The 1,495-nt window shown below is 67.9% G+C and carries 1 protein-coding gene; it reads left to right on the forward strand.

What is annotated here, in order from left to right:
- Positions 1 to 988: MMPL family transporter (locus DD1DGNOD_RS03800; RefSeq protein WP_165036383.1), on the forward strand; the 988-nt coding region annotated here is incomplete at its 5' end.
- Between the last annotated feature and the right edge of the window lie 507 nt (positions 989 to 1,495).

Raw genomic sequence — 1,495 nt, forward strand, 5'->3', positions numbered from 1 at the left:
CGCGGACACCGCTGCCGCCACGACCGTCGTCGTGGAGGGGCTGACCGGTGGTTCCGGCGGAGGCAGCGGGGGTGCGGCCGCAGGCGCTGAGGGTGCGGCCGGCTCGGTCGGGCCCGCACTGGACGCATACGCGCGCGACCTGTCCTCGCTGGCGAACGTGGCCCGGGTGAACAGCGCTGCCGGCACCTATGTCGCGGGTCGCCAGACGGCGCCCGCCACAGCCGCGGACGCCCGGTTCTCCGCCGCCACCTCGACCTATCTCGAGGTGATCCCCTCGGCCGACCCGGCATCGCAGGCCGGGCAGGATCTCGCGAGGGCCGTCCGTGAGCGGCCCGTTCCAGCCGGGACGTCCGTGCTGGTCGGCGGCCCGTCCGCGGTTCTGGTCGACGGCAAGGAGACCATCTCCCAGCGTCTGCCACTGGCCATCGGGCTGATCGCACTGACCACGTTCGTGCTGCTCTTCCTGTTCACGGGCAGTGTCGTCATGCCGCTGAAAGCTCTGGTGCTCAACGTGCTGTCCCTGACCGCGGTGCTCGGTGCCGCAGTCTGGATCTTCCAGGACGGTCACCTGTCCGGGGCGCTGGGCTTCCTGCCGGGGCCGTTGGACACCTCCATGCCGGTGCTGCTGTTCTGCATCGCGTTCGGCCTGTCCATGGACTACGAGGTGTTCCTGCTTTCCCGGATCAAGGAGGAGCATGACCGTGGCGTCCCGAACACCGAGGCTGTTGCCACCGGCCTCGCCCGCACCGGGCGGATCGTGACTACCGCCGCGGCACTGCTTGCGGTGACCTTCGTGGCCTTCGGGACGTCGTCGGTCACGTTCATACAGATGTTCGGCATCGGTACGGCCCTGGCGATCGTCCTGGACGCCACGCTGATCCGCGGGGTGCTGGTGCCGGCGTTCATGCGGTTGGCCGGTAACGCCAACTGGTGGGCGCCGCGGCCGTTGCGGGCCCTGCACGCCCGGATCGGCCTGGTGGACGGATGACCCGGCCGGAAAGCTACGTATAGTGCACTTGCCGAGAATATAGGAACCGGCCGGACATGCGCTGGTAAAACAATCCGAAAAATAAATCGGTATGCTCGTCATGGTGTTTTCTGTTACCGGTCGCAATGCGGAAAAAACCATCGAGACGGCATCGCCGGCCCTTGTCACGACCTCGTTTCACGTTCTAGCCTTAATGCCGTCGGAGGCCCGCTGGACCGTAACCGGACACACGATTGGCGACGATCGTGAGCAGCTCTCCCGCGGATGCGGTTGCCCGCGCTCGTTGGTGACGACCCGCTGATACAGGGGCGCCGGGTGCGGCGGTGAGGCCGGTATCCAACTGAATCTTGCGGCAGAAGTGGTTGGACGATGCTGCCGCGCGGCTCGCGGGGGCGGCCGTGGACGGATCGGCCGCCCCCGCGAAGCGACCCGGAGACCTGGGCGGTTCACAGGCGCTCGAAGGCTCGGCGGCGTTCCCAGTCGGTGACGGTCGTCTCGTAGGAGGCG

It is taken from the genome of Candidatus Protofrankia californiensis (assembly GCF_900634765.1).
GTDB classification, from domain to species: domain Bacteria; phylum Actinomycetota; class Actinomycetes; order Frankiales; family Frankiaceae; genus Protofrankia; species Protofrankia californiensis.